This window comes from Rhodoferax sp. GT1R46 (assembly GCF_056521285.1).
In genome coordinates this window covers 729,815-754,170 of sequence record NZ_JBWMBC010000001.1, presented here as the reverse complement: position 1 = coordinate 754,170, position 24,356 = coordinate 729,815, and the positions used below count along the sequence as shown (strand labels likewise).

Annotated in this window: 22 protein-coding genes; 18 read left to right on the top strand and 4 right to left on the bottom strand. The window is 60.9% G+C overall.

The window, feature by feature from the left end:
* Positions 1–3: 3 nt before the first annotated feature.
* Genes AC097W_RS03525 through AC097W_RS03505 form a run of 5 tightly spaced genes read left to right on the top strand, consistent with a single transcriptional unit; the run spans position 4 to position 4,835 of the window.
* Positions 4–1,029 (top strand): ABC transporter ATP-binding protein, encoded by a 1,026-nt coding sequence (locus tag AC097W_RS03525; RefSeq protein ID WP_479600932.1) that lies wholly within the window; start codon positions 4–6, stop codon positions 1,027–1,029.
* The gene (locus AC097W_RS03520) at positions 1,022–1,975 is read left to right on the top strand and encodes an ABC transporter permease (RefSeq protein ID WP_479600931.1); all 954 of its coding nucleotides are present in this window, start codon (positions 1,022–1,024) and stop codon (positions 1,973–1,975) included. The genes AC097W_RS03525 and AC097W_RS03520 overlap by 8 nt, the downstream gene beginning before the upstream one ends.
* Positions 1,965–2,756, top strand: a complete 792-nt coding sequence (locus AC097W_RS03515) for an ABC transporter permease (RefSeq protein WP_479600930.1) — start codon at positions 1,965–1,967, stop codon at positions 2,754–2,756. Before AC097W_RS03520 ends, AC097W_RS03515 begins: the two co-directional genes overlap by 11 nt.
* 41 nt (positions 2,757–2,797) lie before the next feature.
* Positions 2,798–4,243, top strand: coding sequence for a gamma-aminobutyraldehyde dehydrogenase (locus tag AC097W_RS03510; protein WP_479600929.1), 1,446 nt, complete (start codon positions 2,798–2,800; stop codon positions 4,241–4,243).
* 49 nt (positions 4,244–4,292) lie between these two features.
* Complete coding sequence (locus AC097W_RS03505) at positions 4,293–4,835, top strand: ester cyclase (protein ID WP_479600928.1); 543 nt, start codon at positions 4,293–4,295, stop codon at positions 4,833–4,835.
* Between the two features lie 38 nt (positions 4,836–4,873).
* On the opposite strand, the gene AC097W_RS03500 is transcribed toward AC097W_RS03505, so the two are convergent.
* A complete protein-coding gene (locus tag AC097W_RS03500) occupies positions 4,874–6,265 on the bottom strand; it encodes an aminotransferase-like domain-containing protein (RefSeq protein WP_479600927.1) in 1,392 nt (463 codons plus the stop codon).
* Positions 6,266–6,446: 181 nt separating this feature from the next.
* Here AC097W_RS03500 and gabT point away from each other — a divergent pair, with 181 nt between their 5' ends.
* The 8 genes from gabT (at position 6,447) to AC097W_RS03460 (ending at position 15,319) form a co-directional block, all read left to right on the top strand.
* Positions 6,447–7,739, top strand: a complete 1,293-nt coding sequence (gabT, locus tag AC097W_RS03495; protein ID WP_479600926.1) for a 4-aminobutyrate--2-oxoglutarate transaminase — start codon at positions 6,447–6,449, stop codon at positions 7,737–7,739.
* A 102-nt stretch (positions 7,740–7,841) separates the two neighbouring features.
* Positions 7,842–8,918 carry an ABC transporter ATP-binding protein gene (locus AC097W_RS03490; RefSeq protein ID WP_479600925.1) on the top strand — a complete coding sequence of 359 codons (1,077 nt, stop codon included), beginning with the start codon at positions 7,842–7,844 and terminating at the stop codon, positions 8,916–8,918.
* Between the two features lie 51 nt (positions 8,919–8,969).
* The gene (locus AC097W_RS03485; RefSeq protein WP_479600924.1) at positions 8,970–10,001 is read left to right on the top strand and encodes an ABC transporter substrate-binding protein; all 1,032 of its coding nucleotides are present in this window, start codon (positions 8,970–8,972) and stop codon (positions 9,999–10,001) included.
* Positions 10,002–10,025: 24 nt separating this feature from the next.
* The gene (locus AC097W_RS03480; RefSeq protein WP_479600923.1) at positions 10,026–11,267 is read left to right on the top strand and encodes an ABC transporter permease; all 1,242 of its coding nucleotides are present in this window, start codon (positions 10,026–10,028) and stop codon (positions 11,265–11,267) included.
* Between the two features lie 5 nt (positions 11,268–11,272).
* Positions 11,273–12,088, top strand: coding sequence for an ABC transporter permease (locus tag AC097W_RS03475; protein WP_479600922.1), 816 nt, complete (start codon positions 11,273–11,275; stop codon positions 12,086–12,088).
* Positions 12,085–13,029 (top strand): agmatinase, encoded by a 945-nt coding sequence (gene speB / locus AC097W_RS03470; protein WP_479600921.1) that lies wholly within the window; start codon positions 12,085–12,087, stop codon positions 13,027–13,029. The genes AC097W_RS03475 and speB overlap by 4 nt, the downstream gene beginning before the upstream one ends.
* A 45-nt stretch (positions 13,030–13,074) precedes the next feature.
* Positions 13,075–14,553 carry an NAD-dependent succinate-semialdehyde dehydrogenase gene (locus AC097W_RS03465; RefSeq protein WP_479600920.1) on the top strand — a complete coding sequence of 493 codons (1,479 nt, stop codon included), beginning with the start codon at positions 13,075–13,077 and terminating at the stop codon, positions 14,551–14,553.
* Between the two features lie 133 nt (positions 14,554–14,686).
* A complete protein-coding gene (locus tag AC097W_RS03460; RefSeq protein WP_479600919.1) occupies positions 14,687–15,319 on the top strand; it encodes a flavin reductase family protein in 633 nt (210 codons plus the stop codon).
* Positions 15,320–15,329: 10 nt separating this feature from the next.
* Here the strand turns inward: AC097W_RS03460 and AC097W_RS03455 are convergent, their stop codons facing one another.
* The 3 genes from AC097W_RS03455 to AC097W_RS03445 all read right to left on the bottom strand — a co-directional run bounded on the left by AC097W_RS03455 (position 15,330) and on the right by AC097W_RS03445 (position 17,182).
* Complete coding sequence (locus tag AC097W_RS03455) at positions 15,330–15,761, bottom strand: hypothetical protein (RefSeq protein ID WP_479600918.1); 432 nt, start codon at positions 15,759–15,761, stop codon at positions 15,330–15,332.
* A gap of 72 nt (positions 15,762–15,833) precedes the next feature.
* The gene (locus AC097W_RS03450; protein WP_479600917.1) at positions 15,834–16,472 is read right to left on the bottom strand and encodes a 3-oxoacid CoA-transferase subunit B; all 639 of its coding nucleotides are present in this window, start codon (positions 16,470–16,472) and stop codon (positions 15,834–15,836) included.
* Positions 16,473–16,474: 2 nt separating this feature from the next.
* The gene (locus AC097W_RS03445; protein ID WP_479600916.1) at positions 16,475–17,182 is read right to left on the bottom strand and encodes a CoA transferase subunit A; all 708 of its coding nucleotides are present in this window, start codon (positions 17,180–17,182) and stop codon (positions 16,475–16,477) included.
* Between the two features lie 80 nt (positions 17,183–17,262).
* Here AC097W_RS03445 and AC097W_RS03440 point away from each other — a divergent pair, with 80 nt between their 5' ends.
* The 5 genes from AC097W_RS03440 to AC097W_RS03420 all read left to right on the top strand — a co-directional run bounded on the left by AC097W_RS03440 (position 17,263) and on the right by AC097W_RS03420 (position 24,324).
* Complete coding sequence (locus AC097W_RS03440; RefSeq protein WP_479600915.1) at positions 17,263–17,823, top strand: helix-turn-helix transcriptional regulator; 561 nt, start codon at positions 17,263–17,265, stop codon at positions 17,821–17,823.
* A gap of 72 nt (positions 17,824–17,895) precedes the next feature.
* The gene (locus tag AC097W_RS03435; protein WP_479600914.1) at positions 17,896–18,606 is read left to right on the top strand and encodes a CerR family C-terminal domain-containing protein; all 711 of its coding nucleotides are present in this window, start codon (positions 17,896–17,898) and stop codon (positions 18,604–18,606) included.
* On the top strand, positions 18,603–20,003 hold the full coding sequence (locus AC097W_RS03430) for an efflux transporter outer membrane subunit (RefSeq protein WP_479600913.1): 1,401 nt from the start codon (positions 18,603–18,605) through the stop codon (positions 20,001–20,003). Before AC097W_RS03435 ends, AC097W_RS03430 begins: the two co-directional genes overlap by 4 nt.
* A 49-nt stretch (positions 20,004–20,052) precedes the next feature.
* Positions 20,053–21,255, top strand: a complete 1,203-nt coding sequence (locus AC097W_RS03425) for an efflux RND transporter periplasmic adaptor subunit (protein ID WP_479600912.1) — start codon at positions 20,053–20,055, stop codon at positions 21,253–21,255.
* Positions 21,256–21,267: 12 nt separating this feature from the next.
* Positions 21,268–24,324 (top strand): efflux RND transporter permease subunit, encoded by a 3,057-nt coding sequence (locus AC097W_RS03420; protein ID WP_479600911.1) that lies wholly within the window; start codon positions 21,268–21,270, stop codon positions 24,322–24,324.
* The last annotated feature ends 32 nt before the right edge of the window (positions 24,325–24,356 follow it).

The following is a 24,356-nucleotide window of genomic DNA, read 5'->3' as shown; positions in this document are numbered from 1 at the left end:
TCCATGCCAGTTGCTATCGAGTTCAAAGACATTTCCCGGCACTACGGTGAAGTCAAGGCGCTGGACAGCGTCAGTTTCACCGTTCAAGAGGGTGAGTTCTTTTCCATGCTGGGACCATCGGGTTCCGGAAAAACCACCTCCCTGCGCCTGATGGCCGGCTTTGAGCAACCCACCAGCGGCAGTCTGACGCTGATGGGTGAGGAAGCTTCTGGCACGCCACCCTACCAACGCGACGTCAACACCGTCTTCCAGGACTACGCGCTGTTCCCGCATATGAATGTGCTGGACAACGTGGCTTATGGACTGATGGTGCGCAATATGGCCAAGGCCGAACGCCATGCCAAGGCCCGCGAAGCTCTGGCCATGGTGGCCCTGCCCGACCATGGCGAGCGCACGCCGGCACAACTCTCCGGCGGTCAACGCCAGCGGGTGGCGCTGGCGCGTGCGCTGGTCAACCGCCCACGTATTCTGTTACTGGATGAACCCCTGGGGGCGCTGGACCTGAAGTTGCGCGAGCAGATGCAGGTCGAACTCAAAGTGTTGCACCGCAAGCTGGGCATCACCTTTGTGTACGTCACGCACGACCAGGGTGAAGCCCTGTCGATGTCAGACCGCATTGCCGTTTTCAACAAAGGGCGCATTGAGCAGATTGCCACCCCGCGCGAGCTGTACCACAGCCCCCGTACCCGCTTTGTGGCGGACTTTGTGGGCAGTTCCAATGTGATCGATTCGGCTTTGGCGCAGGCCATCACTGGCAACTCACAGGCGTTTTGTGTTCGACAGGAGGCGATCAGCATTGGCGCCCCCGGTTCAGTTGTCGGACAGGACCGCATTGCGGTAGAGGGCGAAGTGTTGGCCATCCAATTTTTGGGTGCCAACCAACGCATTGAAGTGCGGGTGGGTGACCAGATCATCACCGCCATGCAGCCGGAGAACCAGGCCGCGAGCGATCTGGCGGCTCGCACCTGCCCCGGGCAGCGTGCGGTTTTGCATTGGTCCACCCACAGCATGGTGATGCTGCATGGCTGATACCCTGTCAACGCCCAGGCTGACCGCTGGCGACCAGAGACTGCGGCGGCGTGTCTCCAACGTGATGTACCAGCGCCGCACCTTGACGCTGTTCTTGATGCTGATGCCACCCCTGATGTGGTTTGGCGTGGTTTATATCGGCTCGCTGCTGACCCTGCTGAGCCAGAGCGTGTTCACCTTCGACGATCTGGCCATGTCGGTCACTGCAGAGCTCACCAGCGCCAACTTCCTCGCGCTGATGGTGCCGGCCAACCTGGACATCGTGCTGCGCACGCTGGGTATGGCCATAGCGGTCACGCTGGGCACGGTGCTCATTGGCTTTCCCATGGCGTACTACATGGCGCACTTTGCCAAACCCTGGGAAAAAGGCTTCTTTTTTGTCGGCGTGATGCTGCCCATGTGGGCGAGCTACATCGTCAAGGCCTACGCCTGGACGGTGCTGCTGGCGCAGGGCGGCGTGATTTACTGGGTGCTGAACCAGTTGGGTTTGACCGGGCTGCTGCAAGTCGTGCTGAGTGTTCCCGGAATCGGCGGCGAGACGCTTGCCACCTCCAACCTCGGCCGCTTTCTGGTGTTCACCTACATCTGGTTGCCATTCATGGTGCTGCCGATTCAGGCGGCAATTGAGCGCGTGCCCTCCAACTTGCTGCTGGCTTCTGCGGACCTTGGCGCACACCCGTGGCAAACATTTCGCACGGTGTTGTGGCCATTGGCGTTTCCCGGCGTAGTGGCAGGTTCCATCTTCACGTTTTCGCTGACACTGGGCGACTACATCATTCCGCAACTCATTGGCCCATCCGGCCTGTACATCGGAAGCATGGTCTACACCCTGCAAGGCACCATTGGCAACATGCCCATGGCGGCAGCGTTCACCTGTGTACCGATCGTGCTGATCACCATCTACCTGTCGCTGGCACGCCGTTTGGGAGCCTTTGATGCGCTTTAATTTTCTGCGCCTGTTCGCCTACGCCGGACTGGCGTTCCTGCACCTGCCGCTGATCTTCATTGCCCTGTATGCCTTCAACAGTGACGACAGTGGCTATAGCTTTCCGCTGCAGGGGGTGACCTTGCATTGGTTCTCGCGGGCACTGGAGCGCACCGATATCCGGGCCTCGATGCTGTTGTCGCTGTCGGTAGCCGCCATGGCCACGGTGATCGCCATGGTGCTGGGCACGCTGACCGCTGCTGCGCTGAACCGCGACCGCTTCTTCGGCAAGGATGCGTTCACCACGCTGCTGATCCTGCCAATCGCCCTTCCCGGTATCGTTACCGGTATTGCGCTGCTGGCGGCCTTCAAGTTAATGGACGTGACGCCGGGCTTCTGGACCATTGTGGTGGGCCACGCCACGTTCTGCGTGGTCATCGTGCACAACAACGTGGTGGCCCGCCTGCGCCGCTTGCCCGCCCGATTGATTGAAGCCTCCATGGATCTGGGTGCAGATACCCTGACCACACTGCGCTATGTGGTGCTGCCGCAACTCAGCACGGCTTTGTTGGCTGGTGGCATTCTGGCCTTCGCCCTGTCGATGGATGAATTGATCGTCACCACCTTCACCGCCGGCAACGACCGCACGCTGCCAATCTGGTTACTCAACCAATTGAGCCGCCCCCGTGAAGTGGCCATCACCAACGTGGTGGCCCTGTTGGTGATGTTCATCACCATGCCGCTGATTTTGCTCGCTTGGCGCCTCACCCGTGACGGTGATGCCAACCCGTCCAACCGCTGACCCTTTTTTTTCCCATCGACTACCCCCTCTGGAGCACTGCCATGGCTGCACAACGCTTTTCAACCCAGCTTCTGATTAACGGCACCACCGTCACCGGTGAAGGCCGCGCTGAGTCCATTCTCAACCCTTCCACCGGAGAGGTACTGTGCGGGGTGCGCGAGGCCAGCGCCGACCAGTTGCGCCAGGCGGTGGATGCCGCCAGCGCGGCATTTCCGGCCTGGGCGGCGCTCACTCCCAAAGACCGTAGTGGCTACCTGTTCAAGATTGCCGATGCCATTGAAGCCCATGGTGACGAACTGGCTTCATTAGAGTCACTCAACTGCGGCAAGCCGCTCAGCGCGGCACGCAACGACGAAATTCCCGCCATTGCCGACGTGTACCGCTTTTTTGGCGGCGCCATCCGCAACATGATGGGCACCATGGCGGGTGAATACCTGCCCGGCCACACCAGCATGATCCGCCGCGACGCGCTCGGTGTGGTGGCTTCTATTGCGCCCTGGAACTACCCGTTGATGATGGCGGCCTGGAAGCTGGGCCCGGCCATCGCCATGGGCAACACGGTGGTGCTCAAGCCATCTGAGAACACACCGTTGACCACATTGCGACTGGGCGAGTTGCTGGCCAACATTCTGCCACCCGGCGTGGTCAATATTGTTTGCGGCCGGGGTGACACCGTGGGTGCGCCGCTCATCCGTGATCCCCGCATTCGCGTGGCCTCGCTCACCGGCGATGTGTCCACCGGCAGCAAAATTATGGAAGCCGCCGCCCGCGGCATCAAGCGCACGCACCTGGAGCTTGGTGGCAAAGCGCCGGTCATTGTGCTGGACGATGCCGACATCGCCAGTGTCGTCGAAGGCCTGCGCACCTTCGGGTACTACAACGCCGGTCAGGATTGCACCGCAGCGTGCCGCGTCTATGCCGGCGAGAAGATTTACGAACGCCTGGTGGCCGACCTGAGCAGTGCTGTGTCGGGCATCAAGGTAGGCACGCAGCAGGAACCCGGTGTCGAGATGGGCCCGCTCATTTCTGCCCGTCAGCGCGACCGCGTCGCCAGCTTTGTGGACCGCGCCAGCCAGCTCTCGCATGTCGAGATCACCACCGGTGGCAGCACCGTAGGCAACAAAGGTTTTTTCTACAAGCCCACGGTGGTGGCTGGTGCCTTGCAGGACGACGAAATCGTGCGCAGCGAAGTGTTTGGCCCGGTCGTATCTATCACCCGCGTCAAGAATGCCGAGCAGGCCGTGGCCTGGGCCAATGACTCAGAGTACGGACTGGCCAGTTCGGTCTGGACACGCGATGTGGGTGTGGCCATGAACGTGGCCTCGCGCCTGCAATACGGCTGCACCTGGGTCAACACCCACTTCATGCTGGTTTCTGAAATGCCGCACGGCGGCATGAAGCATTCCGGCTACGGCAAAGACATGTCGGTCTACGCGCGGGAAGACTATAGCTGCGCCCGCCACGTCATGGTCAAACACAGCGGTTAACCGCACCGGACAACAACTTTTCGCGACTATTTTCTAACCACGAGACACCATGAAAATTTCCACCTTGCAAGGCCTCAGCCGCCTTGTGCTTTTGCCCTTGATATTGTGTGTGGGTAACGCCCACGCCGCCGACAGCGCACTCAAAGTCGTCCAGAAATACATGGCCGCATGGAACGCGCACAACTACAACGAAGCCGCGCTGAGTTTGGACTACGACGTCGAGTACTTCGATGCCACGGTCGGTGCATCTTCCTATGGAATCGTGACGGCCCGCGACAACGTCATCAAGTTTTTCATGATGGCGTTGCCCGACCTGCAATGGAAAATGGAAGGCAAGCCGATTGTGCAGGGCGATTCCATTGCCTTCCGTTGGGTATTCACAGGGACCAACACTGGCATACCCTTCGAATGCGAGAAGCCCACCGGAAAAGCCATCGAGTTGCACGGGCTGTCCATGATTCATACCAAGGCCGGACGTATCCAGTACCAGGGGGATTACTACGATGCCAAAACCTTGCGGGACCAGCTTGGACTGGCGCCCACCTGCCCGGTCCCCGCACCTGTGCCTGCTGCGACAGAAACTGCCAAATAAGTAACAGCGTTTTGCAGCGCCGAAGCAAGGGTTTGAATTTAGGCCACGCGGAGTTCGCCAAGAAAGCTCTCAAATGCCTCGTCCTGCGACCAAGCAACGTTAAAACGGAGCCATTGACAAGGCTCAAGATCGACAGAAAAGAGATGCCCGGGCCCCAGCAGAATGTCTTGCTCTGCGGCGCGGTAGGCCATTTCAGCGGCATTTTGAAATGCCGGGTGGCGGGCCCAGAGAAACATGCCCGCTTTCGGCTCGGTAAACAGTTCAAATCCCGCGCTGAGCAACTGGGCCGAAAGCAGCTGCTGCCCCCGTGCAAGCCTGTCCCGCAGGGTTTTCAGGTGCTTGCGCCAGCGCCCATCTGTCAGGGCGCCATACGCCAAGCGCTCGGTGAATTCGGAGGAGGTCAGCCCCGAGAGCATCTTTAAGCGGGCCATGTCTTCCAGCAGAAGCGCACCCGCAGCCACGTAGCCCACGCGGATGTTGGGTGAAATGGTCTTGGAAAAACTGCCGATGTAGAGCACGCGCTTGAGCTGGTCCAGACTGGCAAGTGAAGGATGCGCCTGAGGGTCCAGATCGGCGTAGATATCGTTCTCCACCACCACAAAATCGTACTTCTCGGCCAGTTGCAACACCCGGTACAACTGCGACAGCGACGCTGTGGACCCGGTCGGGCTTTGCAGTCTGGGCTGGGTAAAAAACACTTTAGGGCGGTGCTCAATGATGCGTGCCTCCAGCAGGTCCAGGTCATAGCCATCCGGCGTGCGTGGGGCACCCACCAGTTTGGCCCCCAAAAAGCGCAGTGAAAACAACAGATTGGCGTAGCCAGGTGCGTCCACCAGCACCGCATCACCTGGGCGCACCAGATTGCGGGCCGCCAGATCCATGGCCTGGCTTGACCCTTGGGTCAACAGCACTTGGTCCGCACCCAGCACGATTTCGCGCGATGCCAACAAGTCCCGTACCAGCTGGCGCAACGGCAAATAGCCCTTGGGCTCGCCATAGCCTCCCAAATCCATATCTTCGGCCGCCAGTGCACGCTGGCTGCGCTTCAAGCCATCGGCAAAAAGCCAGTCTCCGGGCAACCACCCGCAGCCGGGCTTGCTGCGTAGACCGCGATTCTCAAAAATACGCGACAGGTACCACATGGAATCAAAGCTGTACTGCCCCGGCCCGCCTGTGGTGACAGTCTCGGTGCTGGTGCGGCTGCGCACAAAAAATCCGGAGTTGGCTTGCGACTGAAAGTAGCCCAGCGCCACCAGCCGGTCGTAAGCATCCACCACGGTGTACACGCTGACGCCATTGGCATGCGCGAACTGGCGGATGGACGGCAATTTGGCACCGGGGCGCAATGCCCCATCGTCCACCATCTGGCGGAATCCGGCCACGATCTGCGTGACAAGAGGAACGGTTGACTGGGAGTCAAGAACAAACATCGAAAGCAGGCCCCATCGGGCAAGGGTTTGTGTGTACTGGTATTGCGGGCTGCACAGTGCGCTCCAATTTGAAGGCAATCTGTATATGTTAGCGCCACCCACTGGCACCTACAGTCGGACTTGAATACGCTCGACCGATTTCGGGCGCTACCGACCGACCGTCACAGCCCAAGGACCTTTTATGCAACGCGACCCCAATTTCACCAACGCTGCCCTCTTCGCCCGCCGCCAGGCCGCCATTCCCCGCGGTGTCGGTCACAGTCACCAGATTTTCATCGCCAAGGGCGAGAACGCCGAAATCTGGGATGTGGAAGGACGCCGCTATGTGGATTTCGCCGGTGGCATTGCGGTGCTCAACACCGGTCACCGCCACCCTGCCGTGATCCAGGCGGTCAAAGACCAGCTGGACCGCTATACGCACACCTGCTTTCAGGTGCTGGCCTATGAGCCGTATGTGGAACTAGCTGAACGCATCAACGCCAAAGCCCCCGGTGACTTTGCCAAGAAAACGCTGTTTTTGACCACCGGCTCTGAGGCGGTCGAGAACGCCATCAAGATTGCCCGCGCCTCCACCAAGCGCTCGGGCGTGATTTGCTTTGCCGGTGGCTACCACGGACGCACGCTGCTGACCCTGGCCATGACCGGCAAAGTAGCCCCCTACAAGACGGGGTTTGGACCGTTTCCGGCCGAGGTGTTCCATGCTACGTTCCCCAACGCGCTGCATGGCGTCACGGTCGATGACTCGATTGCTTCGGTAGAAGCCATCTTCAAGAACGACATTGAGGCCAGCCGCGTGGCTGCCATCATCATCGAGCCGGTGCAAGGCGAAGGTGGCTTCCACGTCGCGCCTCCTGAACTGATGAAGCGCCTGCGCGCCCTGTGCGATGCACAAGGCATTTTGCTCATCTGCGATGAAGTGCAAACGGGCGCTGGGCGCACCGGAACCTGGTTTGCTGTGGAGCAAAGTGGCGTGGCACCCGACCTGATCACCATGGCCAAGTCCATGGCCGGTGGTTTCCCCATCTCCGCCGTGGTCGGACGCGCCGAGGTGATGGATGCAGCCGCACCGGGCGGCCTGGGCGGCACCTATGCCGGCAGCCCCATTGCGTGCGCCGCGGCGCTGGCCGTGCTGGACGTATTTGAAAAAGAGAACCTGCTGCAACGCAGCGTCGAAGTCGGCAAACGCCTGACAGCCGCCTTGAAGGAAATGGCAACCCGCCACACCTGCATTGGCGACGTACGCGGTCTGGGTGCCATGGTGGCAATTGAACTGTTCAAGAACGGTGACATCAAGCAGCCCGACGCCGACCTGGCCAAGCGCATTGCAACCGAAGCCACGGCACGGGGTCTGATCCTGCTGACCTGCGGAACGTACGGCAACGTGATTCGGGTGTTGGTACCTTTGACCGCCAGCGACGCGATTCTTGATGAAGGCCTGGGCATCATGTCTGCCTGCTTTGACGCGGTGGCCTGATCTGCGCACAATGGTGCGGGGCAGACGCAAGTTGATCGCCAACACGGCATCAATCTTGCATCATACCGACTGATCGATACAAGTTACAACAGGCCCACACAGATGACCCAACCCCAAGCCCTCGTCAGCTTCACGGGCGTGCAGAAAACCTACGATGGCAAGAACCTCGTAGTGCGCGACCTGAACCTGGATATCCAGCGCGGCGAGTTTTTGTCGCTATTGGGTCCATCCGGCTCAGGCAAAACCACCACTCTGATGATGCTCGCCGGGTTTGAATCTCCAACCGCAGGAGAGATCAGCCTGGACGGTGTGCCCATCACCCGAACTCCGCCCCACAAGCGCAACTTTGGCATGGTTTTTCAGAACTACGCCTTGTTTCCACACATGACGGTGGCGGACAACATTGCCTATCCATTGACCGTGCGCAAACTGTCCACCGCAGAGCGTGAAGCCAAAGTGGTGCGTGCGCTCGACATGGTGCAACTCGGCAGTATGGGCTCGCGCTATCCGGCCCAGCTCTCGGGGGGACAGCAGCAACGCGTGGCCCTGGCCCGCGCCCTGGTATTCGACCCCCAACTGGTGTTGATGGACGAGCCACTGGGTGCGCTGGACAAGCAACTGCGTGAGCACATGCAGATTGAACTCAAGGCACTGCACCGCCGACTGGGTGTGACCTTTGTATACGTCACGCATGACCAGACCGAAGCGCTGACCATGTCAGACCGCGTGGCGGTTTTCAATGACGGCCAGATCCAGCAGATTGACGTAGTCAACAATTTGTATGAGACGCCCGTCAACAAATTCGTGGCCGCCTTTGTAGGCGATAGAACGGTGATGCAGGCTGAACTCACCCGCCTGGATGGCACCCAGTGCGAGGTTCGCCTGCCCTCGGGTGCGCTGATGCGCGGCTTCAACGTCAACAGCGCACAAGTGGGCGAAACGGTGCAGTGCGGCATACGTCCCGAGCGTCTTGAGATTGCGCCGGCACCCGCCACCAATACCTTTGACGCCCGCGTCATCGACATCATGTATTACGGCGACCACTTGCGCGTGCGCTGCGAGGTACCAGGCCAACCTGACGCCACCATCAAGATGCCGCTGGCCCACCACCAGTTGCCCGAACCCGGCCAGACCATTTCGGTCCATGCCCCCCCAGAACACCTGCGTGTGTACCGCTGAACCACAGCATTTTTCAACTTTCAACTCAACTTCCAATAAGAGGAAACGTCGATGAAACTCAAGCCTTTGATGATTGCTATTGCCGCTACGGTCGCTCTGCCGGTATTGGCGCAGAGCCAGCTGACCGTGGTCAACTTTGGTGGTGCCAACGGCGCCGCACAGAAAAAAGCCTACTTCGAAGCGTTCGAAAAGTCCGGCGCTGGAAAGATCGTCGCTGTTGAATACAACGGTGAGCAAGCCAAGATCAAAGCCATGGTCGAAGCCAAGAAAATCAGCTGGGATGTGGTCGAAGTGGAAAGCCCTGATGTGAACCGTGGCTGCGACGAAGGCCTGTTCGAGAAGATGGACTGGTCCAAAGTGGGCAACAAGGCCGACTTCCAGCCAGCGGCTGTGCACGAATGCGGTGTGGGTACCTTCATCTGGTCCACCGTGATGGCCTACAACGGCGACAAGCTCAAGACAGCACCCACCACCTGGGCTGACTTTTGGGATACCAAGAAGTTTGCCGGCAAGCGCGGCATGCGCAAGGGCGCACGTTACAACCTCGAATTCGCTTTGATGGCCGATGGCGTCAAAACCGCTGACGTCTACAAAGTGCTGGCCACCAAAGACGGGGCTGATCGTGCCTTCAAGAAGATGACCGAACTCAAGCCCAATATCCAGTTTTGGGAAGCCGGTGCACAGCCTCCCCAGTTTCTGGTGGCAGGCGACGTAGTCATGACTACCGCCTACAACGGCCGCATTGATGCGGCCCAGCGCGAAGGCAAAAACCTGCAGATTACCTGGACCGGTGGCATCTATGATCTGGACTACTGGGTCATGCCCAAGGGCACACCCAACAAGGACCTGGCTCTGAAATTCATCGCGATGGCGTCCAGCCCCGATGCGCAAGCCGAGTACGCCCGCAACATTTCCTATGGACCTACCAACAACAAGGCGCTGGCGAAGCTGGATGCCAAAGTGCTGGGACTCTTGCCCACATCGCCTGCCAACAGCAAGGACGCGCTGCAATTCAACATCTCGTTCTGGGCTGACCAGGGCGAGGCACTGGAAAAACGTTTCGCCGCCTGGGCTGCGCAATAAAGTTGGTTTAAAAAGGGTCAAGGCATGAATGCAACGGTTACTTTGGCGGGCTCGGCTCTGGCCACTCAGTTGGGCCGGGTGGAACGCCGCAAGCGCCTGCGCGCCATCGCACTGACCCTTCCCTTGCTGCTGTTCCTGGCGGTCACGTTTCTCGTGCCGCTGGGGGCCTTGCTGGTTCGGGCTGTTGAAAACCCCGAGGTGGCTGGCACGCTCAGTCAAACCGGCAAGGCCCTCGCCGATTGGGACCGCACAGCTGCGCCGCCTGATGCAGCCTACAGCGCCCTATTGGCCGACCTGACCGCCATCCCCGAAACGGCGCAAGCTGGCGTGCTGGCCCGCCGACTCAATACCGAAATCAGTGGCGCCCGCTCGCTGATCATGGGCACCTACCGCGCCCTGCCTTTGGGCTCCGACCTGAGCCCTGCTCAGGCCAAAGAAAAACTGCTGGCGCATGACCCGCGCTGGGCCGAGTTGCCCTATTGGTGGGCCATTGCCAAAAACAGCTCTCGCTGGACTCCCGATTACCTGCTGACAGCAGTCGATCTGAAGCGTGACGCGCAAGGCAACATTGTCCGCGTGGGGGCAGAAGAAGCTGCTTTTAGCGACATCTTGCTGCGTACCTTTTCCATCAGCGGCGTCGTAACGCTGGTGTGCATCTTGCTGGGCTATCCACTGGCTTTTTGGCTAACGACCCTGAGTGAGCGCAAGGCCAACCTGATGTTGATTTTGGTGCTACTGCCATTCTGGACCTCGGTGCTGGTGCGCATTGCGGCTTGGATTGTGCTGCTGCAATCCAATGGGCTGGTGAATCGCTTTTTGATGTTCGTTGGCCTGACTGGCGAGCCCATACCGCTGTTGTTCAACCGGCTGGGCGTCATCATTGCCATGGTGCACATCCTGTTGCCGTTCATGATTTTGCCGCTCTACAGTGTGATGAAGTCCATTCCGGGCAATTACGTGCGCGCAGCGGTGTCACTCGGCAGCGCACCGCTGGCCGCCTTCTTCCGCGTCTATGTTCCGCAAACCTACCCCGGCGTAGCAGCAGGTGGCTTGCTGGTATTCATTACCTCCATTGGTTACTACGTCACCCCCGCCCTGCTGGGTGGCCCGGGGGACCAGATGCTGAGTTACTACGTGGCCCAGTACACCAACGTCGAAGTCAATTGGGGCATGGCCTGCGCCCTGGGCTCGGTGTTGCTGGCCGCCACGCTGGTGCTGTACGTGGTCTACCGCCGGTTTGCCAAAGCCGAAATCAGCCTGGGTTAATTGCCATGAAACCATCCGTCTTTCCTGCGTACTACACCTTGCTGGACAAGCTTGGCTGGTGCGGCCTGCGCGTGCTGTGCGGCTCCGTGCTGTTCTTTCTGCTGCTCCCGATACTGGTGATCATTCCGCTGTCGTTCAGCAACTCCTCGTTTCTGTCCTACCCGATTCCAGGTTGGTCACTGCGCTGGTATCAGGAGCTGTTTGCGTCCGACGACTGGGCCCGTGCCACGCGCAACAGCTTCATCGTGGCACCGCTGGCTACATTGATTGCCACCTCGCTGGGAACGCTGGCGGCAGTGGGCCTGGCCCGCGTGCAGTTTTTTGGCAAGGGGTTTATCACCAGCCTGCTGATTGCACCCATGGTGGTACCGATTGTGGTGGTGGGTGTCAGCACCTACCTGTTCTTCGCCCGCATCGGCCTGTCGGACTCTTACGCCGGGCTGATATTGGTGCATGCGGCACTGGGTGCGCCTTTTGTGGTCACCACCGTGCTGGCCACGCTGCAAGGCTTCAATCAGAATCTGGTCAAAGCCAGCCTGAGCCTGGGAGCCGGCCCAATTCAAACCTTCTTTCGCGTCACCTTGCCGGTGATTGCGCCGGGTGTGATTTCGGGCGCACTGTTCGCTTTTGCCACCTCGTTTGACGAAGTGGTGGTCACGCTGTTTCTGGCCGGCCCATCGCAGGTGACGCTACCGCGCCAGATGTTTACCGGCATTCGTGAAAACATCTCTCCCACCATTGCCGCCGTAGCCACCCTGCTCATCCTCTTCACTGCAGCCTTGATGATGGTGCTGGAGTGGCTGCGCGGACGCAGCAAATGAGCTTCAATCAACCCTTGGGCGGCAACACCATGCCCCGCTTCGGCGGGTTGGCCAGCATGATGCGCCTGCCAGTCGCCGTTGAGCCTGCTGGCCTGGACGCCGCCTTCATCGGCGTGCCACTCGACATAGGCACCAGCCACCGTCCCGGCACACGTTTTGGCCCCCGGCAGATCCGTGCCGAGTCGAGCCTGATTCGCCCCTACAACATGGCTACTGGCGCTGCGCCGTTTGATGCCCTGCAGGTGGCGGACCTGGGCGACGTGGCCATCAACACCTACAACCTGGAAAAGTCTGTCGCCATCATTGAGCGGCACTACCAGCCGATCGTTGACGCGGGGTGCAAACCACTGACCTTGGGCGGCGACCACACTATCGTGCTGCCGATCCTGCGGGCCATAGCAAAAACACATGGTCCGGTGGCTCTCATTCATGTGGACGCCCATGCCGATGTGAACGACGACATGTTCGGTGAGCGCATTGCCCACGGCACACCGTTCCGCAGGGCTGTGGAAGAAGGCCTGCTGCAAACCAGCAAGGTGTGGCAGGTTGGCCTGCGCGGCAGCGGCTATGGCGCCGATGATTTTGACTGGCCGCGCCAACAGGGCTTTACCGTGGTGCAAGCCCACGAAGTCTGGTACCAGTCGCTGGCCCCACTGATGGCACAGATTCGTGAGGCCATCGGCCAAGCCCCCTGCTATTTAAGTTTTGATATTGACGGCATTGACCCCGCGTTCGCAGGAGGCACCGGCACCCCTGAAATTGGGGGTTTGACCGTGCCGCAGGCGCTGGAAATCATTCGCGGCTGCCGTGGTCTGAACCTGGTAGGCGGCGATCTTGTGGAAGTGTCACCTCCGTATGACCCCAATGGAAACACGGCTTTGCTAGGTGCTAACCTCCTGTTTGAAATGCTGTGCGTACTGCCTGGCGTACGCTACCGCTGATAGTCAACTTCACTTTTTCCTGCGCACTGATCTGGAGCCAATCCCATGGACATGAAAACATCCCCCCTCGCCCTGCTAAACGACCCGACCATTTTCAAAACCGATGCCCTGATCAACGGCCAATGGGTTGCGGGCGCCAGTCGCTTTGACGTGCTGGACCCCGCCACCGGACTCAAGCTGGCAGATGTAGCCAATCTGGGATCTGCCGAGGCCGAAGCTGCCATTGCCGCCGCCAATGCTGCCTGGCCGGCATGGCGCGCAAAGACCGCCAAAGAGCGCAGTCTTATTCTGCGCAAGTGGTTTGACCTGTTGATGGCCAACCAGGAGGACCTGGGACGCATCATGACCGCAGAGCAAGGCAAACCCTTTGCCGAAGCCAAAGGCGAAGTCGCCTACGGCGCCAGCTTTGTGGAATGGTTTGCCGAAGAAGCCAAGCGCTTGAACGGCGAAACCCTGCCCCAGTTTGACAACAACCGCCGGCTGATGGTCATCAAGCAACCCATCGGAGTGTGTGCCGCCATTACCCCATGGAACTTCCCATTGGCCATGATCACCCGTAAGGTCGCGCCTGCGCTGGCCGCTGGCTGCCCGGTCATCATCAAGCCTGCTGAGTTGACTCCCTTGACCGCTCTGGCGGCAGCAGAGCTGGCCATCCGTGCGGGCATTCCAGCGGGTGTGCTCAATATGCTGAGCGCCGACGGCAGCAATTCGATTGCGATTGGCAAAGTGCTGTGCGCCAGTGACGTGGTGCGCCACATCAGCTTCACCGGTTCCACCGAAGTGGGGCGCATTCTGATGGCCCAATCCGCCCCTACCGTCAAGAAGTTGTCTCTGGAACTGGGTGGCAACGCACCCTTCATCGTGTTTGATGATGCCGACATTGACAGCGCCGTGGAAGGTGCGTTTGCCAGCAAATACCGCAACGCCGGCCAGACCTGCGTGTGCTCCAACCGCTTCTACGTACAAGAAGGCGTGTACGACCAGTTCGTCGAAAAGTTTGCTGCAAAAGTACGCACGGCCAAGGTCGGCAATGGATTCGAAGACGGTGTCAACCAGGGCCCGCTGATTGAAGAAGCGGCCCTTGAAAAAGTGCAGCGCCATGTGGATGATGCAGTAGCCAAGGGCGGCCGCGTGCTGGTGGGTGGCAAACGCCTGGCCGGTCAGTTCTTCGAGCCCACCGTCGTGGCCGATGCCACGCCCGATATGCTCTGTGCCCGCGAAGAAACCTTTGGACCGTTTGCGCCAGTGTTCAAGTTCAAGACCGAGAAGGAAGCCATTGACGCGGCCAACGACACGGAGTTTGGCTTGGCCAGCTACTTCTACAGCCGCGATATCGGCCGCATCTACCGCGTGGGCGAGGCGCTGGAGTACGGCATGGTCGGCATCAACGTGGGCATTCTGGCCACCGAACACGTGCCGTTCGGCGGCGTCAAGCAATCCGGCCTGGGCCGCGAGGGTTCGCACTTTGGCATGGACGACTACGTTGAGATCAAGTACCTCTGCATTGGTGACATTCAGAAGTAGAAGCAATCGGGGGTTGACCCATGGCGGTGCAATTCAGAGCTTGAACCACTGCTGTCTGGCAAGCAGCATGGCTCCATTGGCTAGCAGCTGCGCTAAGTGAGCGATGATGTTGGCGCCGAATCAACTGAATCCCATGGAGCTACCCTTGTCTGACGAAATTCATTTCTACGAACCCCGCAACGGCCATGGCCTGCCGCATGACCCCTTTAACGCCATCGTGGGGCCACGCCCTATCGGCTGGATTTCTTCGCGTAGCGCGGCGGGCGCGTTGAACCTGGCGCCATACAGCTTTTTCAACGCTTTTAACTACACGCCACCTATCGTTGGCTTTGCCAGCATTGGCTACAAGGATACGGTCCGCAACATAGAAGAGACGGGCGAGTTCGGGTGGAACCTCACCACGCGCGCATTGGCCGAAGCCATGAACCAGACCTGCGCCCCGGTACCGCCCGATGTCAGCGAATTCACATTGGCAGGGCTTACGCCCGTCGCCTCTCGCGTCATTGCTGTGCCGCGGGTGGCCGAGAGCCCGGTGTCGTTTGAATGCCGCCTGACGCAAATTCTGCAGTTGCAGGGAGCCGATGGCGAAAAGGTGCCCACTTGGCTGGTGCTGGGCGAAGTGGTGGCGGTGCATATTGCCAAAGCCCTGCTGATAGGCGGGGTGTACAACACCGCCGGGGCCGGTCACGTGTTGCGCGGTGGCGGCCCGGCCGATTATTTTTCAGTGGGTCCGGAGCAATTGTTTCGCATGGTCCGGCCCGGCTGAAAAATCGAGCTTATTTGGAACTACCGCTGTTGTTCACCGACCAGGGAATGACCGTGGCAGCAACATCCAGAGGCTTGGCCTTGGTAAAAAGCGCCTGCCAGAAAAAGCCACTCTGAAAAGCAATGACTTCAAACAAGATGTAGCTTTGCGAGCTGCTGGAGAGCCACAGGTTATAGGTCGGGTAAAAAACAACGGGGGAAACCAGCAGAGGCAGCACGATACGCTCCACCTGCACCGATTCCAGCCCCCGGCCCATATTGAACAGATCCCAGTAGTAATTCGAGAACATGCCCATCGTCATCCAGCACGCCAGGTGCCACACGAACACGATGCCGTGGTTGCGGGCCAGCAGGCCAATCCAGTAAGGCGATGCCTCATCCGCGTTCACGATCAGTACCATGAACGCCCCCGTAGTGACGAACACCACGAAGTAGATGAACATTAAAACTTTGAGCGCTCTGGACATGTTTTCCCCGGGTAATGTCGAAGCATCTTACCCGCAGTGGGACGTCGGCTAAACCAGTTGTACGCCGGTTTTAGACTGCAGTTCTTCTGCGGTGACACCCGGTGCCATTTCAACCACTTTGAGTCCGTGCGGCGTCACGTCCAACACGGCCAGATCGGTGATGATGCGGTCCACCACACCCACGCCCGTCAATGGCAGCGTGCAGCTGGGCAGGATTTTGAGGTCGATGGTGCCGTCCTTCTTTTTGGCGACGTGCTCCATCAGCACCACTACGCTCTTGACGCCCGCCACCAGGTCCATGGCGCCGCCCATGCCCTTGACCATCTTGCCAGGAATCATCCAGTTGGCCAGATCGCCCTTTTCACTGACCTGCATGGCACCCAGAATGCTCAGGTTGATCTTGCCACCGCGAATCATGGCAAAGCTGTCATGGCTACCAAAAATGCTGGAGCCGGGAATGGTGGTGACGGTTTGCTTGCCGGCGTTGATAAGGTCGGCATCGACCGCGTCTTCGGTGGGGAACGGGCCAATGCCGAGCATGCCGTTTTCACTCTGCAGCCAGACTTCAATATCGGGATTCACAAAGTTGGCCACGAGGGTTGGCAAGCCAATACCCAGGTTGACGTAAAACCCGTCGTGCAGTTCGCGTGCAGCAATCGCTGCCATTTGGTCGTGTGTCCAGGCCATGATCAGACTCCTGCTTTTTCTGTGATGGTGCGCTTTTCAATGCGCTTTTCGGGGTTCGCGTTCAGCACGATCCGGTGCACATAGATACCGGGCAGGTGCACTGCGTCGGGATCAAAAGTACCGGTCTCCACGATTTCTTCCACCTCCACCACCGTCACCTTGCCGGCCATGGCAACGGCCGGGTTGAAGTTGCGCGCAGTGCGACGGAAGATCAGGTTGCCGCTCTTGTCGGCCTTCCAGGCCTTGACCAGCGACACATCAGGCAGCAGCGCAAGCTCCATGACGTGCACATGGCCATTGAACTCCCGTGTTTCCTTGCCTTCGGCCACCAGCGTGCCCACGCCCGTGCGGGTGTAGAACGCCGGAATGCCGGCACCGCCCGCACGCAGCTTTTCTGCCAGCGTGCCCTGAGGCGTGAATTCCAGCTGCAGTTCACCGGCCAGGTACTGGCGCTCAAACTCCTTGTTCTCGCCCACGTAGCTGGAAATCATTTTTTTGATCTGGCGGGTTTCCAGCAGCTTACCCAGGCCAAAGCCATCAACACCTGCGTTGTTGGAGATAACTGTCAGGTCCTTGACGCCGCTGTCACGCAGCGCATCGATCAGCGCTTCGGGAATGCCGCACAGGCCAAAACCACCCACCGCCATGAGCTGGCCGTCGTGGACAATGCCTTGCAGCGCCTGGGCTGCACTGGGAAAAATCTTGTTCATTGAAACAGTCTCCTGTGAAGAATCAATCGCCCTACGATACTACCTATCCCTGTACGTAGTTTTTCGTAAAGCCAAACCCTATGCCCACGGATATTGACTACCAGCTGGCGTTTGACCTGGCCCCGGTGGGCCTGGCGCTCTCGCGCAACCGCACCATCATGGACTGCAACCAGCGCCTGTGCGAGATGTTTGGCACGACACGGGAGCAGCTGATCGGCCAATCCTTTCAGGTGCTGTACCCCAGCGCGGACGAGTTCGAGCGCACCGGCGCACGCATCAGCCCCATCCTGAACCGCAGTGGCACCTATGCCGATGACCGCATCATGCGCCGCCTGGATGGTCGCCTCAGGGGCGAAGCCTTTTGGTGCCACGTGACGGGACGGGCGCTGAACCGCGAAGCGCCGCACGAAGCGGGCATCTGGTCATTTGAAGACCTGAGCGCGCGCCGCCCCGTCAAGGCCGAACTGACCCCGCGCGAGCGCGAAGTGGCGGCCCACCTGATGCAGGGCCTGACCTCCAAGCAAATCGGCAAGACGCTCGCCATCAGCCACCGCACCGTCGAAATCTACCGCGCACGCCTGATGCGCAAGTACAAATCGTCCACCACCGGGGATCTGGTTCACAAGCTGATGGCCGGATAGCCCGCCATAGCCCCACACTGCGTACGGCTTAGTTAAATCAAACGTTTGATTTAACTCGATAGAATCGTGCCCATGCCAACTTCAGTCTTATCCCCCACTGCGGCCAAGCCGCTGCGCAGCGATGGCGCCGAGGCGCGCAACCGCCTGCTGGAAGCAGCCCTGGCGTTATTCGCAGAAAAAGGATTCACCAAGACCTCCACCCGCGAGATTGCGCTGGCCGCACAAGTCAACATCGCCTCCATCAGCTACTATTTTGGCGACAAGGCCGGCCTGTACCGCGCGGTCTGGCTCGATCCGCGCTGCAATCCGGATGTATCGACCCAGATCATGGATGGCGCCGCCTTAAGCCTTGAGCAGGCCATTGCAGGCATGTTTCGGGGGTTTGTGGAGCCGCTCAAACAGGGGCAAGTGATGCAGCAGTGCATGAAACTGCACTTTCGCGAAATGCTGGAACCCACGGGGGTCTGGCAGGAAGAAATTGACACCCACATCAAGCCCGCACACATGGCACTGGTGGGCGTTCTGTGCCGCCACCTGAATGCCACTGAAGCGGACGACGACATCCACCGGCTGGCTTTCTCCATCGCGGGCCTGGGCATGATGCTGCACGTCGGCAGCGATGTGATCAACGCTGTTCGCCCGCAGCTGATGGCCGCACCCGGCGCCCTGGATCAGTATGGCGATCGGCTGGTGTCCTACGCGATGGCTTTGGTCGACGCCGAAACACGACGTCGCACGGCACAGATGCCCCCTTCCCACTCAACCCGCAAGTCCCTCCCATGATCTCGCACCCCTTTCACAAACTCGCATCCCTGGCAGCCATGCTGGCACTGTCCGCCTGCTCCACCCTGATGCCGCCCACCCGGGTGAGCCCGGTGGTTGCGCCGCAGTGGCAGGCGCCCTTGCCTCACCAGGGCACAGTCGGCGCACTGGCCCAGTGGTGGCAACAGCAAGGTGACCCCTTGCTGGCAGAACTGATCACCGCCGCCCAGGGCGTGAACCCTTCGGTGGCGCAGGCACTGTCGCGGATTGAGGCGGCCCGTTCACAGCAAGCCACGGCCCATGCCGCGCTGCTACCCGGCGTGAGTGCCCAGATGAGCGCCAGCCGCGGCGTCAGCCTGCCCAACGAGCCGGTGGCAACAACCCAGCAAATAGGATTGCAGGCCGCGTGGGAACTGGACCTGGTCGGCGCCAACCGCGCGGTCAGCAATGCAGCACAAGCCCAGGTGCAGGGCACGCAGGCCCAATGGCACGACGCACGGGTGTCGGTGGCCGCCGAGGTGGCCAACCTCTACTACAACCTGTCCACCTGCAACCAGCAGTTGGCTGTAGCGCAACGCGATGCGGCATCCCGCCAGGAGACTGCGCGGCTGACGGCCATCAACGCCCGGGTCGGATTTGTGGCGCCCTCGCTGGCCGCTATGGCACGCGCCAGCGCCGCTGACAGCAGCAGCCGCCTCACTCAGCAGGCCGGGCAGTGCGATCTGTTCACGAAAGGCCTGGTGGCGCTGACGGCCCTCCCCGAGCCAGAATTGCGGTCAAAACTGGCTGCAGCCCTCGTAAAACCTGCGCAGGCAGCTCCTGTTTCGATAGCAAGTGTGCCCGCCCAGACCATCTCCCAACGCCCTGATGTGTTTGCCGCCGAACGCGATGTGGTGGTGGCCAGCGCCCAGGTGGGCAGCGCGAAGGCACAGCGCTTGCCACGCCTGAGCCTTAACGGCTCCATTGGCGCGCTGCGGGTGAGCAGCGGCGCAGGCGAACAAAACCTGACCACCTGGTCGTTCGGACCCCTGTCACTGAGTGTTCCCCTGTTCGATGGCGGCCAGCGGGTGGCGGCCGTGCAGGCAGCCGAGGCCAACTACCAATCGGTGGTGGCGGTGTACCAGGGCAAGGTACGCCAGGCCGTACGGGAGGTGGAAGTGGCGCTGGTCAATCTGAATACGACCGACCTTCGCAGCGCGGATGCCACCATTTCATCGCAGGGCTATGCCGAATCACTGGCGGCCACCCAGGCGCGTTTTGGCCAGGGCTTGGCCAGCCTGATCGAGTTGGAGGACGCGCGCCGCAACGCACTGACTTTCGAGTCCACCGTGCTCACACTGGCACTGGAGCGCAATCTGGCATGGGTTGCCCTGTACCGCGCACTCGGTGGCGGCTTTGAACCCGACGCCACTCCCTGATTTTTGACACCGACCCCAACACCCCGGATCGACCCGACGCGAGCACACCATGAACCTTTTTATGAACCGATTTGCAATCAAACCCCTGACCCTGGGCCTGGCGTACGCCAGCCTGATCACGCTGGCCGCACTGGGTCTTTTTGTGACCCACTCCCAGGCGGCTGACACCGCCAAACAAGGGGCAGCAGCCCCCAAGGCAGCGCTGACGGTGACAGGGTCACACGCCACCGCCGGCTCGCTGCCCATCAAGCTGGCCGCCAACGGCGGCGTGGCAGCATGGCAGGAAGCCAGCGTGGGCTCCGAAGTCGCAGGCCTGCGGGTGCTGGAACTCAAAGCCCAGATCGGTGATGTGGTGCGGCGTGGCCAGGTTCTGGCGACGTTTGCCGCCGAAAGCGTGCAGGCCGATGTGGCTCTGGCCCGCGCGAGCTTTGCCGAAGCGCAAGCCAACGCCGCCGAGGCCACCGCCAACGCCGACCGCGCCCGCGCAGTGCAAGGCAGTGGTGCCATCAGTGCCCAGCAAGTCACCCAGTACCTGACCCAGGAACAAACCGCCCGGGCCCGGGTGGAGTCCGCCAAAGCGCAACTGGACTCCCAGTTGCTGCGCCTGAAACACACCCAGCTACTGGCCCCGGACAGCGGCATCATCTCCGCGCGCAATGCCACCGTGGGATCGGTGGTGGGCGCAGGGACCGAGATGTTCAAGCTCATCCGCCAGGGCCGGCTGGAGTGGCGCGGTGAGGTCACCTCCAGCGAGCTCGCCCGCGTGACCCCGGGCACCGTGGTCACCGTGACCGCGCCCGGCGGCGCGCAAACCAAAGGCCGCGTGCGCCTGGTGTCGCCCACGGTGGATGTGGCCACCCGCAACGGTTTGGTCTATGTGGATCTGGATACGCGGCAAGTGTCCGCCGGGTCGCTCCAGGGCAAAAGCGTCGGGGCCAGTTTCAAGCCAGGCATGTTTGCCCGCGGGGAGTTCGAGCTGGGCAGTTCGCAGGCCCTTACCGTGCCACAAACCGCAGTCGTGGTGCGTGACGGTTTCAGCTATGTCTATCGCATCGGCACCGACAACCGGGTGAACCAGCTCAAGGTCCAGACCGGCCGTGTGGTGGGTGACCAAGTTGAGGTGCTCAGCGGCGTAAAGCCCGAAGACACGCTGGTCACCAGCGGCGGCAGTTTTCTGAGCGATGGTGATCTGGTTCGTGTAGTCAATAGTGCTGTAGCCCCCGCAAAGCCTGCGCAAGCTGCTAGCAAATAAGGAGCACGCACCATGAATGTTTCCGCGTGGTCCATCAAAAACCCGATTCCGGCGGTGATGCTGTTTGTCCTGCTGACCTTTGCGGGTCTGCTGTCGTTTCAAGCCATGAAGGTGCAGCAATTCCCCGATCTGGAGTTGCCGACCGTCACCGTCAGCGCGTCCCTCCCCGGCGCGGCTCCCGCGCAATTGGAGACCGAAGTTGCCCGCAAGCTGGAGAACGCCATTGCTCCGCTGCAAGGGCTCAAGAATATCTACACCAAGGTGCAGGACGGTGGCGTCACCGTTACCGCGGAATTTCGTCTGGAGAAACCCACCCAGGAAGCCATCGACGATGTGCGCAGTGCCGTGCAGGGCGTGCGCAGCGACCTGCCCAGTGACGTGCGCGACCCGGTGGTCAGCAAGATCAATCTGTCGGGGGCACCGATTCTGGCGCTCACCATCCGGTCCACCCAAATGGACGACGAGGCCCTGAGCTGGTTTGTGGACAACACCGTGGCGCGCCGCCTGCTGGGCGTCAAGGGCGTGGGCTCGGTGGTACGCGTGGGCGGTGTGACCCGCCAGGTCGACGTGGCACTGGATCCGCTCAAGCTGCAATCCCTGGGGGCCAGCGCGGCAGATATTTCACGCCAGTTGCGCCAGGTACAAACCGAGAGCGCAGGCGGGCGGGCGGATCTGGGTGGCAGCGAGCAGCCCATGCGTACGCTGGCAACGGTCAAATCCGCGGACGAACTGGCCCGACTGGAACTGAACCTGAGCAACGGCCAGCGCGTGCGCCTGAGCGACGTCGCCACCATCAAGGACACGGTGGCCGAGCCGCGGGCCATTGCCCTGCTCAACGGCGTGCCCGTGGTGGGCTTTGAGATCACCCGCAGCAAGGGCGCCAGCGAAGTGGAGGTGGGCGCCGCTGTGAAAGTGGCTCTGGACGAGCTCAAAGCCCAGCACCCCGACATTGAACTCACCCAGGCGTTTGACTTTGTGGCACCGGTGGCCGAAGAGTTTGATGCCTCCATGACGATGCTGCTGGAAGGTGCGGTGCTGGCGGTGGTGGTGGTGTGGCTGTTTTTGCGCAACTGGCGCTCCACGCTGGTGTCAGCCGTGGCCCTGCCCCTGTCCGTGATTCCCGCCTTCATCGGCATTCACTACCTGGGCTTTTCAATCAACACGGTGACACTGCTGGCCTTGTCTTTGGTCATTGGCGTGCTGGTGGATGATGCCATCGTGGAAGTGGAGAACATCGAGCGTCACCTGAACATGGGCAAGACGCCCTACCAGGCGGCCATGGAAGCAGCCGACGAAATCGGGCTGGCCGTGGTGGCCACCACCTTCACGCTGATTGCCGTGTTTCTGCCCACCGCGTTCATGGCGGGCATTCCGGGCAAATTCTTCAAACAGTTTGGCTGGACTGCGGCGCTAGCCGTGTTTGCCTCGCTGGTGGTTGCCCGGGTGCTGACGCCCATGATGGCCGCCTACGTGATGAAACGCAGCCCCCGCGCGCACCAGGACCCTTTCTGGATGGGCATCTACCTCAAAGCCAGTCAGTGGGCGCTGAGCCACCGCTGGCTGACGGTGGCGGCCGCCGGTGTATTTTTTGTGGGCTCCATCCTGCTCATTCCGCTGTTGCCCCAGGGGTTTATTCCGCCAGACGACAACTCGCAGACGCAGGTCTACATCGAGTTGCCTCCGGGCTCCACGCTGACCCAGACCCGCGACGCAGCCGAACACGCGCGCCAGCTGCTGACCAAGGTGGACCATATCCGCAGCGTCTACACCACCGTGGGCGGCGGCGCGGCGGGTTCTGACCCCTTCGCCCCGGCGGGCACCACGGAAGTCCGCAAGGCCACCCTCACCGTGCTGCTGACCGAGCGCGGCCAGCGCCCGCGCAAGCAGGGCATCGAGAATGCGATTCGCACCGCCATGGCCGAGTTGCCCGGCGTGCGCAGCAAGGTGGGCCTGGGTGGGTCGGGTGAAAAATACCAGTTGGTGCTGACTGGCGAGGATCCAAACGCCCTTGCCACTGCCGCCGCCGCCGTGGAGAAAGACCTGCGAACCATCCCCAACCTGGGCAGCATCACGTCCAGCGCCAGCCTGATCCGCTCGGAGATTGCCGTACGACCCGACTTTGCGCGCGCGGCTGACCTGGGCGTTACCAGCTCGGCTATTGGTGAAACCTTGCGCATTGCCACGGTCGGCGACTACGACACCGCATTGGCCAAGCTCAACCTGAGCCAGCGGCAGGTGCCTATCGTGGTGAAGCTGGCTGACTCGGCCCGCCAGGACCTGGAGGTGCTCGGCCGCCTCGCCGTGCCCGGCGCGAAAGGCCCGGTGATGCTGAGCCAGGTTGCCACACTGGAAATGTCCGGCGGCCCGGCGGTGATTGACCGGCTTAACCGCGCGCGCAACATCACGTTCGAAGTGGAGCTATCGGGTGCCCCTCTGGGTGATGTGACCGCTGCCGTGCAGAAGCTCCCCAGCATCCAGAACCTGCCAGCGGGAGTAAAACAACTCGAACTCGGCGATGCCGAGGTGATGGGCGAGCTGTTTGCCAGCTTCGGCCTGGCGATGCTGACCGGAGTGATCTGCATCTACATCGTGCTGGTGCTGCTGTTCAAAAGCTTGTTGCACCCGGTGACCATTCTGGCCGCCCTGCCCTTGTCCCTCGGGGGGGCTTTTGTCGCGCTGCTGCTGACGGGGAAAAGCTTTTCAATGCCTTCGCTGATCGGCCTGATCATGCTGATGGGCATTGCCACCAAGAATTCCATTTTACTGGTGGAGTACGCCATCGTGGCGCGTCGGGACCATGGTCTGAGCCGCATGGACGCCCTGCTGGATGCCTGCCACAAGCGGGCCCGCCCCATCGTCATGACCACCCTGGCGATGGGCGCCGGCATGCTTCCGCTGGCCGTGGGCTGGGGCGCTGCCGACAGCAGCTTCCGAAGTCCCATGGCGGTGGCGGTTATTGGTGGACTGATCACATCGACGCTTTTGAGTCTGCTGGTGATTCCTGCCGTGTTCACCCTCATCGATGACATGGGCCAGTGGTTTGGCAGGCTGGTCAAACGTAAAACCTGACCCCCCTGCTTGGTGACCGATGGGTGTCAGCT

Bases quoted from the DNA above. Each gene is read 5' to 3' on its own strand.
- AC097W_RS03525 (WP_479600932.1), top strand. From the start codon at position 4: ATGCCAGTTGCTATCGAGTTCAAAGACATTTCCCGGCACTACGGTGAA.
- AC097W_RS03520 (WP_479600931.1), top strand. From the start codon at position 1,022: ATGGCTGATACCCTGTCAACGCCCAGGCTGACCGCTGGCGACCAGAGA.
- AC097W_RS03515 (WP_479600930.1), top strand. From the start codon at position 1,965: ATGCGCTTTAATTTTCTGCGCCTGTTCGCCTACGCCGGACTGGCGTTC.
- AC097W_RS03510 (WP_479600929.1), top strand. From the start codon at position 2,798: ATGGCTGCACAACGCTTTTCAACCCAGCTTCTGATTAACGGCACCACC.
- AC097W_RS03505 (WP_479600928.1), top strand. From the start codon at position 4,293: ATGAAAATTTCCACCTTGCAAGGCCTCAGCCGCCTTGTGCTTTTGCCC.
- AC097W_RS03500 (WP_479600927.1), bottom strand. From the start codon at position 6,265: ATGTTTGTTCTTGACTCCCAGTCAACCGTTCCTCTTGTCACGCAGATC.
- gabT (WP_479600926.1), top strand. From the start codon at position 6,447: ATGCAACGCGACCCCAATTTCACCAACGCTGCCCTCTTCGCCCGCCGC.
- AC097W_RS03490 (WP_479600925.1), top strand. From the start codon at position 7,842: ATGACCCAACCCCAAGCCCTCGTCAGCTTCACGGGCGTGCAGAAAACC.
- AC097W_RS03485 (WP_479600924.1), top strand. From the start codon at position 8,970: ATGAAACTCAAGCCTTTGATGATTGCTATTGCCGCTACGGTCGCTCTG.
- AC097W_RS03480 (WP_479600923.1), top strand. From the start codon at position 10,026: ATGAATGCAACGGTTACTTTGGCGGGCTCGGCTCTGGCCACTCAGTTG.
- AC097W_RS03475 (WP_479600922.1), top strand. From the start codon at position 11,273: ATGAAACCATCCGTCTTTCCTGCGTACTACACCTTGCTGGACAAGCTT.
- speB (WP_479600921.1), top strand. From the start codon at position 12,085: ATGAGCTTCAATCAACCCTTGGGCGGCAACACCATGCCCCGCTTCGGC.
- AC097W_RS03465 (WP_479600920.1), top strand. From the start codon at position 13,075: ATGGACATGAAAACATCCCCCCTCGCCCTGCTAAACGACCCGACCATT.
- AC097W_RS03460 (WP_479600919.1), top strand. From the start codon at position 14,687: ATGGAGCTACCCTTGTCTGACGAAATTCATTTCTACGAACCCCGCAAC.
- AC097W_RS03455 (WP_479600918.1), bottom strand. From the start codon at position 15,761: ATGTTCATCTACTTCGTGGTGTTCGTCACTACGGGGGCGTTCATGGTA.
- AC097W_RS03450 (WP_479600917.1), bottom strand. From the start codon at position 16,472: ATGGCCTGGACACACGACCAAATGGCAGCGATTGCTGCACGCGAACTG.
- AC097W_RS03445 (WP_479600916.1), bottom strand. From the start codon at position 17,182: ATGAACAAGATTTTTCCCAGTGCAGCCCAGGCGCTGCAAGGCATTGTC.
- AC097W_RS03440 (WP_479600915.1), top strand. From the start codon at position 17,263: ATGCCCACGGATATTGACTACCAGCTGGCGTTTGACCTGGCCCCGGTG.
- AC097W_RS03435 (WP_479600914.1), top strand. From the start codon at position 17,896: ATGCCAACTTCAGTCTTATCCCCCACTGCGGCCAAGCCGCTGCGCAGC.
- AC097W_RS03430 (WP_479600913.1), top strand. From the start codon at position 18,603: ATGATCTCGCACCCCTTTCACAAACTCGCATCCCTGGCAGCCATGCTG.
- AC097W_RS03425 (WP_479600912.1), top strand. From the start codon at position 20,053: ATGAACCTTTTTATGAACCGATTTGCAATCAAACCCCTGACCCTGGGC.
- AC097W_RS03420 (WP_479600911.1), top strand. From the start codon at position 21,268: ATGAATGTTTCCGCGTGGTCCATCAAAAACCCGATTCCGGCGGTGATG.